The sequence below is a fragment of the Streptomyces sp. HB132 genome (genome assembly GCF_016909575.1).
In the GTDB taxonomy this organism is placed as follows: Bacteria; Actinomycetota; Actinomycetes; order Streptomycetales; family Streptomycetaceae; genus Streptomyces.
Genome location: NZ_JAFBGA010000019.1, coordinates 120371 through 129440, shown reverse-complemented (window position 1 = coordinate 129440; position 9070 = coordinate 120371). Strand labels below are relative to the sequence as shown.

General features: G+C 71.0%; 8 protein-coding genes and 1 pseudogene. 4 read left to right on the top strand and 5 right to left on the bottom strand.

The genetic code is table 11. From position 1 onward, the window contains the following. Positions 1-97 precede the first annotated feature (97 nt). The 5 genes and pseudogenes from JOC24_RS29690 to JOC24_RS29670 all read right to left on the bottom strand — a co-directional run bounded on the left by JOC24_RS29690 (position 98) and on the right by JOC24_RS29670 (position 3674). The gene (locus JOC24_RS29690; protein WP_205023504.1) at positions 98-1354 is read right to left on the bottom strand and encodes an ROK family protein; all 1257 of its coding nucleotides are present in this window, start codon (positions 1352-1354) and stop codon (positions 98-100) included. A gap of 130 nt (positions 1355-1484) precedes the next feature. Continuing rightward, positions 1485-1739: pseudogene (locus JOC24_RS33585) on the bottom strand (phytase); the annotation flags it as partial. Positions 1740-1844: 105 nt separating this feature from the next. Continuing rightward, positions 1845-2492, bottom strand: a complete 648-nt coding sequence (locus JOC24_RS29680; RefSeq protein ID WP_205023502.1) for a DUF305 domain-containing protein — start codon at positions 2490-2492, stop codon at positions 1845-1847. Then, positions 2489-3136: a DUF3105 domain-containing protein gene (locus JOC24_RS29675; protein ID WP_205023501.1), complete on the bottom strand. Its 648-nt coding sequence runs from the start codon at positions 3134-3136 to the stop codon at positions 2489-2491. Before JOC24_RS29675 ends, JOC24_RS29680 begins: the two co-directional genes overlap by 4 nt. A gap of 115 nt (positions 3137-3251) precedes the next feature. Further along, on the bottom strand, positions 3252-3674 hold the full coding sequence (locus JOC24_RS29670; protein ID WP_374104542.1) for a hypothetical protein: 423 nt from the start codon (positions 3672-3674) through the stop codon (positions 3252-3254). Between the two features lie 71 nt (positions 3675-3745). Between JOC24_RS29670 and JOC24_RS29665 the strand changes: the two genes are divergently transcribed. The 4 genes from JOC24_RS29665 to JOC24_RS29655 all read left to right on the top strand — a co-directional run bounded on the left by JOC24_RS29665 (position 3746) and on the right by JOC24_RS29655 (position 8983). Then, positions 3746-4633: a phospholipid scramblase-related protein gene (locus JOC24_RS29665; RefSeq protein WP_205023499.1), complete on the top strand. Its 888-nt coding sequence runs from the start codon at positions 3746-3748 to the stop codon at positions 4631-4633. Positions 4634-5026: 393 nt separating this feature from the next. Then, on the top strand, positions 5027-5152 hold the full coding sequence (locus JOC24_RS33895) for a trypco2 family protein (protein ID WP_275588630.1): 126 nt from the start codon (positions 5027-5029) through the stop codon (positions 5150-5152). A 1-nt stretch (position 5153) separates the two neighbouring features. Then, entirely contained in the window at positions 5154-5327 is a 174-nt protein-coding gene (locus JOC24_RS33580; RefSeq protein WP_307792781.1) for a trypco2 family protein, read from the top strand. Beyond that, positions 5327-8983: a S1 family peptidase gene (locus tag JOC24_RS29655; RefSeq protein WP_205023498.1), complete on the top strand. Its 3657-nt coding sequence runs from the start codon at positions 5327-5329 to the stop codon at positions 8981-8983. Before JOC24_RS33580 ends, JOC24_RS29655 begins: the two co-directional genes overlap by 1 nt. Positions 8984-9070 lie beyond the last annotated feature (87 nt).

The following is a 9070-nucleotide window of genomic DNA, read 5'->3' as shown; positions in this document are numbered from 1 at the left end:
CGAAGCCCTCGACCAGCTCGCCATGGAACACCTCCTCGGCGTCCGCTGACCCACCCCACCGGGGTGCCCGGCCCACCACCACCGGGCACCCCGGCTGTCAGACGTCCCCCGGCGTGGACCGGGCGTACGCGACCGGGTCGGCCAGCACGTCCTGCACCACGAGTGCCGCCGCACCCCGAGCCGCGTCACCCGCGACGGACGACGCGCGCAGCCTGCCGCCCCCGCGGGACCAGAGTCCGGACACCACGCGCCCCGTCAGCTCCTCGTCGGCGGGCGGTGAGAGCCACGGCATCAGGCCGCGGTATATCCCGCCGAGCACCACCGCGTCCGGGTCGAACAGATTCACGGCTCCGGACAGCACCTGTCCCAGCATCCGGCCGGCTTCGGCCACGGCGGCCAGCGCCACCGGGTCGCCCGCCTGCGCCCGTCGCTCCAGCTCCATCACTCCCGCGGCACCGCCCGCGGCCTCGTCGATGCCGGCCGCCCGCAGCAGGGCCGACTGGCCGGCGTACTGCTCCAGGCAGCCGCGCGATCCGCAGCGGCACTCGGGGCCCGTCGGGTCCACCACCACATGCCCGATCTCACCGGCGAAACCGTGTGCGCCGCGCAGCAGTTCACCGTCGAGCACCAGGGCGCCGCCGACGCCGATCTCGCCCGTCAGGTAGAGGAAGCTCCGGACGGTGTCGAGCCCGCCGAACCACAGTTCGGCCAGTGCCGCGAGATTCGCCTCGTTCTCCGAGCGCACGGGCAGCGGTGCCGTGCCGGGGCGCATAGCGGCGAGAGCCTCCGCGAAGAGGTCTTCTGCCGCGACCTGGTTCCAGCCCAGATTCGGGGCCTGGCGCACCGTACCGCCCGAGACGAGCCCCGGCAGTGCGAGCGCCGTACCGACCGGGTACAGATCCTGCTCCCGCGCCGAGTCCAGGGTGCGCGCGGCGATGCCCGCCGCCCGGGCCAGGACCTCTTCGGGCGGCGCGCCGCGGTTGTCCAGGTGCTCGGTCTGCCGCACCCGGCCGGTACCCGCCAGATCCACGACGCACACCGACACGTAGTCGATGTTGACCTCCACGCCGAGCCCGGCCGGCCCGGTGCGCGCCACCTTCAGAGCCGTACCGGGGCGGCCCGCCTGACCGCTGAACGTCTTGCCCGACTCGGTGACGAAGCCGCTGTCCAGCAGCTGTTCGACCAGGGAGGACACCGCGGCCCGGGTGAGACCCACCCGGGCCGACACCCCGGCCCGGGTCGCCTCGCCGGTCTCACCCTCGTCCCGTACCGCGCGCAGCACGAGGCTCAGGTTGTGGCGTCGCACGGTGTCCTTGTCGGCCTTGGACCCCAGGGGCGCGAGGTAGCTCTTCATATCGTCGACGAGCCTATGCGATGCCTACCGGAACGCGGCTCGCGGTGCGGGAGCCGGGCCACGTGCCGCATGTCCGCCGCATCCAGCACGTCGCGCAGTCGACGAACTCGAAGCCGTTCGCCGCACGGGACAGGGCGAAGGTGTTGTCGCCCTGGCCGGACGCCATGGGGTAGCCGTCGCCGCCGGGCTCACGGAGGAGGGCCAGGCCCTCCACGTCGGCCGCCAGCCGCTTGCCGCCGAAGCCCGGGTCGGTACCGGGCGCGCACTCCTCGGTCCCGGGGGCGCCGTGCTCCGGCACCTTGTCCACCAGGACCGGGCGCCCGTTCAGCCCGGCCGGCAACCGCCAGGTGCCGACGTCCTCCTGGCCGCCGCAGAGCGTGCCGTCTCAGGGTCGACGACCGCCCTCGACGACGGGCGCCAGGTGAACTCGCGGGGTCGGGCGGGTCCGGCGACGTCTGCCGCCGGACCCGCCCGCCGCCCGCCCCGGGGGTCAGGGCTGCGCGCCCCGGGCCTTCAGCATGTCCGCCATCAGAGAGATCTCCGACTCCTGCGCCCGGGCCATCCCCGCGGCCAGGCCCCTGATCTCCTCCGTGCCCGCGGCGTCGGCCGCCGCCTGAGCCATGTCGGCTCCCGCGCGGTGGTGGACGGTCATCAGTTCCAGGAACAGCACCTCGGCGTCCCTGCCGTCGGCCGCACGCAGCCGGTCCAGCTGGGTGTCCGTCGCCATGCCCGGCATGAGGGAGCCGTCGGAGGGGGTGACCGCATGGCCCATCCACTCCATGGGCGGCCGGTCGGAGCTCTTGGGCCTGTCCCATGTCTCCAGCCAGCCCAGCATCATCCCGCGTTGGTTGGCCTGGGTGTTGACGATGTCGTACGCGAGCCGGCGCACGTCCTCGTCATCCGTGCGGTCCCGCACGATGAAGGCCATCTCCACGGCCTGCTGGTGATGGACCGACATGTCCCGGGCGAAGCCCACATCGGCGGAGCTCTCCGCAGGCACGGCAACGGGTGTCCCGGAGCCAGGGGAGGAGGCCGCCGAGGGCCGGACGACCATGAGCAGGACCAGCCCGACGGCCACGACGAACACCACGGCGCCCGCCCAGACCAGTGAACGGGAGGCACGCGCGGACGAGGTCACTTGGCGACCCCGCCGGAGCAGGCGGCACCCGGCTCGGGAGTCTGCGCGCCCTGGACGTACTTGGTGAAGAACTGGGCGACGCGGGCGTCGGTGGCGCTCTTCACGGTGAGCTGCTTGCCCCAGGCACTGAGCATCAGCGGGTCCTTCTGGTCGGCCACGGGGCTCATCAGGGAGTACGGCGTCTTGGCGACGCGTTCGGAGAGCGCCTCGACGTCGGCGTCCTTCGCCTTGTCGTTGTACGTGACCCAGACGGCGCCGTGCTCCAGGGAGTGGACGGCGTTCTCCTTCGGTATCGCCTCGGTGTAGACGTCCGCGTCGCAGTTCATCCACACCGGGTTGTGGTCACCGCCGACGGGCGGGTTCATCGGGTAGTCGACGGGTGTCTGGACGTGGTCCTGGTCGAGGTCGTCCCAGGACTTCTCGCCGGTGACGGGCGAGGTCCTGGCCTGCTCCTCGGCCTTGTCCTGCTCGTCGGCGGCCGACATCAGGTAGCCACCCCCGGCGACGAGTCCGGCGAGCACGACGACGGCCGCGGTGATGGTGATGATGCGGCTGCGGCGCTCGCGGGCCCGCTCCTTGCGGCGGGCCTCCTCGAGCTTGGCGCGGCGCGCGGCAGAGCTGTTCTGGTTCTTGGCGGAAGCCATGTCAGGTCCTCGGGTTCAGCGGATCGCGTGCGCGGAAGGCGCGTCACGCGGTGACAAGGGCACACGGATTCCCGCCTCCGGCCGGTCGGCGGCGCGGAGGACGGGGCCGGCGGGTCTAGATCCGCTGGACCTGCAGACGCAAAGGGTCGACTGCGCCCACGCTGTCGTTCGAGGGGCCCCGGATGGTGGCGGCGGCGGTGAGCGGGGCCGTCCGGATGGCCGCCGAGGGGCAGGGAAGGGCCGCGGGAGCGGGATGGCCGGGGAGCACGACTGCCGTCGAATGGTCCGCCGTACCGTGGCAGGAGCTGCCGATCCCGCGTTCGTCGGGGGCATCGGCCACGACGACCGACGCGACCGCCGAGGGGACCGGGGTGAAGGCCCTGGCGGCGGTTGAGGAGGTGGCCTCGGCGCCGGGCGCGGACGTGGTGGCCGGGGAGCAGCAGAGGAACACCGCCACGAGCATCAGAGCCCAGCCCAGGGTGACGGGCAGGGCGCTGCCGCCCCGTCGCCGGTCCGTCCACCCGCTCGCTCTGGTCATCGCCGCCATCGTAGATGGTGTGTGAATGTTCAATGAGTTCGGCCCGTAGTCCGGCAGGATAGTGTGCCCCGGTGACAACGCAATCGAACGTACCTGCGGGCTGGCATCCGGATCCTCACGGCGCGCCCCAGCTGCTGCGCTACTGGGACGGCTCCCGGTGGACCGAGCACACGCACCCGGCGCAGGCGCCCGCCCCGGCGCAGGTCGCTCAGCCCCAAGCCGGTCAGGTGCAGGCAGCCCAGCCGCACGCCGCGGTGCCGCAGCAGCAGTTCGCCCCTCAGCAGGCGGCCGCCCAGCAGTACGCCCCGCAGCAGGCGGCCCCCGCGCAGGCCGTTCCTCAGCAGGCGGTCCCCGGTGGCGGCTCGCTGTTCAACCAGCAGGTCCTGGTCGTCAACCAGAAGGCCAAGCTGATCGAGCTCACGAACGAGTACAGCGTCTTCGACCAGCAGGGCAACACGGTCGGTTCGGTGGTCCAGGTCGGCCAGAGCAGCATGCGCAAGGTGCTCAGGTTCGTCTCCAGCATCGACCAGTACCTCACGCACCGCCTCGAGATCCGCGACGCCTACGGGCAGCCGCAGCTGCTCCTCACCCGCCCGGCGAAGTTCATCAAGTCGAGGGTCGTGGTGCAGCGTCCGGACGGGCAGCCCGTCGGCGAGATCGTCCAGCAGAACGCCATCGGCAAGATCAATTTTGCCATGACGGTCGACGGCCGGCAGGTCGGAGCGATCAAGGCCGAGAACTGGCGCGCCTGGAACTTCGCCATCGTCGACCACAACGGCGCCGAGATCGCCAGGATCACCAAGACCTGGGAGGGCCTGGCGAAGACCATGTTCACCACGGCGGACAACTACGTGCTGCAGATCCACTACCAGCTGCCCGAACCGCTGCTGAGCCTCGTCGTCGCGACGGCCCTGACCGTGGACACCGCACTCAAGCAGGACGCCCGCGGCTTCGGCTGATCTCCGTGACGGCCCCGCCCCGCGGCCGTCACGCCCGTACCGACGCCTCCTCGCATGCCGCCGGGACGGTTCTCCTCGTGCCCGCGTGGGGCGAGGTCGCGGGGGCTGTCGGCCCGGAGGCGGGCCGGACTGCGCCGGTCCGGCTGCCGGCCTCCCTCCTGATCGACTTGCATCGGTCGGTGGGAGGAGAAGACTTGGCAGTGAAGAGCATGACGCCGGGCACAGGACTCCGGTCCTGAGTCCCCGAACGGGTGGTGCAAAGCACCTGAAGCGAATCGGTTGAGCACAGCCTCCCGACCAACTTCCGTCCTGGCGGCATGGGATGTCACGACATCGCCGGTGCGGCACTCCGCACGAGAGTGCGGCACTCCTTGTGCGAAGGAGACGCCACCGATGGCCGAGAACTCCGACGGGGGACTCCGGCTCAACGAAATGATCGCGGCACTTCGCTGGGAGCTGCAGGAAGCCCAGCGGAAGGCGGCAGGGGAGAATCTCCGCTTCGGTATCTCGCGGCCTTGAAGTGGAAGCCACCGTTCAGGTCACCACGGAGGGTGGTGGCAGGGGCGGCGTGCGGTTCTGGGTCATCGAAGCCACCGGTGACTTCAAGCACGGCAGGTCCAGCACCCAGCGGATCAAGCTGGCACTGACCGTTCCTCCCGACTACCGGGTCTCGGACGACGGCGGGGACGACTGATGCCCGGCCTCGACGCCGAACGTGTCGTTTCCGTGTCCGTCGCCGACGACGGGCGGCGCGGCTCCGGCTACCTGCTCACACCCGACCTCGTGCTGACCGCCGGGCACTGCGTGAAGCCGGGCGCCCAGGTCAAGGTCCGCAGGTACGCCCGACAGCCGGGCGATGACAAATATGTGCTCCAGCGATCGTGCACCTTCGAGGTCGCGGCGTACGGCGACGCACGCGATCTTGACTACGCGCTGCTGACGTGCGGCGATCGCGACCCCTTCGAACTGCGGACCAGTGGCCGTTCGAGCCCCGTGAGGCTGGGCCGCCTCGTCGGCGACAAGCCCGTACCGGCACAGGCGCTCGGCTTCCCCCGTGCACAGCGGGACGACGAGGGAGCACTCAACGTCGAGGACGCCCGGGGCACGGTCAGCCCGCGGTCGGGGTCGGTGTCGGGATCCAGGGCCGGGTCCCGCCCGGCCGAACGCTGGAACTTCCAGATCGACAGCGGAACCTCGTTGCCGCAACCCGGCGGGTCCCTGTGGAGCGGCATGTCGGGGGCGGCCCTGTTCAGCGGCGGCCATCTGGTGGGCGTCATCGTCGAGGACCGGGGCGCCGTCATGGGTCGATTGACGGCCGTGCCGGTCGCGCGCGTCTTCGACCGGGCCGCCCGCCCGGAAGCGGTGAGCTGCCTACGGCGGACGGCCGGCCGGGAGGCGGCCGCCGCACTGCTGGAGGTCAACCCGATCTGGGCGGGCGGCGGCATGCTGAAGCCGGCCTACAGCCCTCTGCCGCCTGCCGCGCAGTGGTCCGAGACGGATCTGCTCGACGCCTGCTACAACGTCGTTCCGTTCCAGGGGCGGACGCAGGTCGTCCGCGAGCTGACCGAATGGTGCGAGGGGCCCGAGCGGATACGGGTGCGTCTGCTGTCCGGGCCCGCAGCGGTGGGCAAGACCCGGCTGGCCCGGGAGCTGTGTCTTCGCATGGGAGCCAGGGGGTGGATAGCCGGTCTCGTCGATCCGCTCTGGACGGCGTGCTCCGAGGTGGGCGACCTCGATGAGAACCGAATCCTCGTGGTGGACGACGCGGACGCCCACGCCGGTCATCTGGAGTCGCTCGTCGCCAACGCGGTCAGCAGTGAGTGCCGGCACCCGTTGCGCATCCTGGCGGTCGCTCACGGTGCAGGGGGCGGCCCGTGGTGGCAGTCGCTCAAGCGACGATATGAGGCGCTCGTCGACGAGAACGACCCGCCGTGCCTCGGACCGCCGGCCCTGGCCGACCGCCAGGACGTCTACCGGGCCGCCTACCAGGCATTCCGCAGCTGGTACGAGCAGGACAAGCCCGCGAGTCTGGCAGAGATACGGGCCTCCGCGCCCGCAGCGGAGGCACTGCCGGATCTGGAGAACGACGACTTCGACAGCTATCTGCTGATCCTGATCCAGGCCCTGGTGGACGCGCGGGCCTGCAGCATCAAGGAATCCCGATCCGTGGTGACGACGGCTCAGTTCCGCAGGGACGCCCTGTTGGACTACGCCATCGATGTGGATCGCCGCAGATGGCAGGAGTCCGCCAGAGCCGCGGACCTCCCCGACGATCCGGTGCTCCTGGAGCGGATCGTCGCCGTCGCCAGTCTCGCCGTGGCCACGGGGCGTACGGAGAGCTCGAGCGAGACCGAGGGAGTCGGCGAGACGGAAGCCGCCCGCCGGCTGCTGCTCGTCCCCGACCTCGCGGGTGAGTCGGAATGGCGCAGACGCGCATTCGCCCGCTGGCAGCACGGACAGTTCGCCGGTGACGGGTACTTGCGCCCTCTCCAGCCGCAGCGCCTGGCCGAGCGCCTCGGGGCCAGGGTGATCGAGACGTTTCCGCAACTGGCGTCGCAACTGCTCGACGTGAGCGGCACCGGGCCGGGCATCCCCTCGAACAGCCTGGACAGGTGCCGTCAGGTGCTGAACGTGCTCGACGTACTGCAGATCACGGCGGCGACCGACGGGCACGCGGCCGGGAGCGAGCCGGATGAGGACGACGACCCGGCCGGCAGCGGGGGAGCGTGCGACACGGCCCAGCAGAAGGCCCGCAGCATCGTCCTCGAGCAGGTGCTCCGCGAATACGCCGTCCCCATCATCAGGCTGGTCAAGGAGATGGCGGTGACGGATCACCGGGACTCCGCCGGCGCGCTCGGAGCATCCCTGGCCGCCGCGCTGAACACGTCCCTGCGTGAGACCTCCGCCCAGGAGGTCTCGGCCGAGGTGCTCACCGAGCTCGACGAATACCCTCCCGACGCCCTGCTCGAACTGGCCGTCGCGACAGCGACCCACGCCGTGGAGTACTACCGGTGCGGCACGACGCCCATGACGACGACGAACAGGTCGGGACTGGCCACCGCCCTGCGGCACCTGTCCCTGTACCTTGCCAACTCCTGCCATCGGAGCCAGGCCTGCGAGAACGCCTGGGAGGCAGTGGACACCTACCGGGCTTTGGAGCAGGCGGCGCCCGGGAGCGCGTGGCAGCTCGAGCTCGCCCAGATGCTCAGCGAGCTCGGCGATCGCCTCGACGAGGTCGGACGGTGCGAGGAGGCGCACGATCACGCCCGTGAGGCGGTGCGGATCTTCGAGCAGCTGCGCAGGAGCGAATCGCCCGGCTTCGACTCGTCCCTCCTGGCCAGAGCGCTGTGCGCGCAGGCGTCCGCCGCCAGCGGCATCGACAGGAAGCGAGAGGCTCTGCAAGCCACCACCGAAGCATGCGAGTTGACGCGGCAGCTGCCGAGGGACCCGAACATCCCCGGCGACGAGCTCGACAGGATCACCGGCGAGGAGGCGTTCACCCTGCGCGCCCTGGCGCTGCAGCTCATCGACATGCGGCGGGGGGACGAGGCCGTCGAGAAGGCAGAGCTCGCCTGCGCGAAGTACAAGGGACTACTGACGAGGAACCGGGGCCGCTGGGAGCGCGACTACGCCCTCGCGCTGTCCATCCTGGGCACGGCGTACGCTGCCACGCAGCAGTGGGACGAGAGCATCAACAGTCATGCGGCAGCCGTGAACGATCACTACGTGCTCCTGGAACGGCGCTATCGCGAGGCCGTCAGGACGGAGCACGCCCTGGCGCTGCACCGCCTGGCCTCCGCGCATCTCTCGAGGGCGGGATGCCCCGCCGTAGCCTCGGACGACTGCACCGAGGCGTTGCGTCGCTGTCGGCAGGCGTTGGACCAGTACGACGTCATGCACCCCGAGGACAGATGGGCCACCCGTTTCGACAGGGCGGCGACGCATCGCCTCTACGCGGAGATCAATCTGCGGATGGGCGCCGTGAAGTCGCGTGCACACGACGCCGAGGCGGCGCACCTGTACGAGCAGGCGAAGAAGGCCGCTCAGAACGCGCTGTCGCTGTACGAGGAGATGGACACCCGCACCTTCCGAAGCCGGTCGGACCGCGCCCAGGTGCGCAAGATACTGGCCGATGCGCTGAGTGGCCAGGGTGGGCACCGGACGGAGGCGCTGGCCGAATACGGACGTGCCAAGCAGGAGTTCTCCCGCCTTGACGCGGAGGAGCCCGGGCAGGTCGACGCCTTCCTCCGGGAGGTGGAGGGCATGGCGGACGTTGTCGTCCCCTCCCGGGCGAGGTCGAAGTACCTGGGCAAGAAGCGACGCAGGAGGCGCGGTCGCGCCCACCACTGAGACGAACCGCGCGATCCGCCGGTCCGGTGGGAGCCCTTCGGATCGGACAGCCCGAGGCGAACGCAGGCAGGAGGCAGGGGCCGTGGG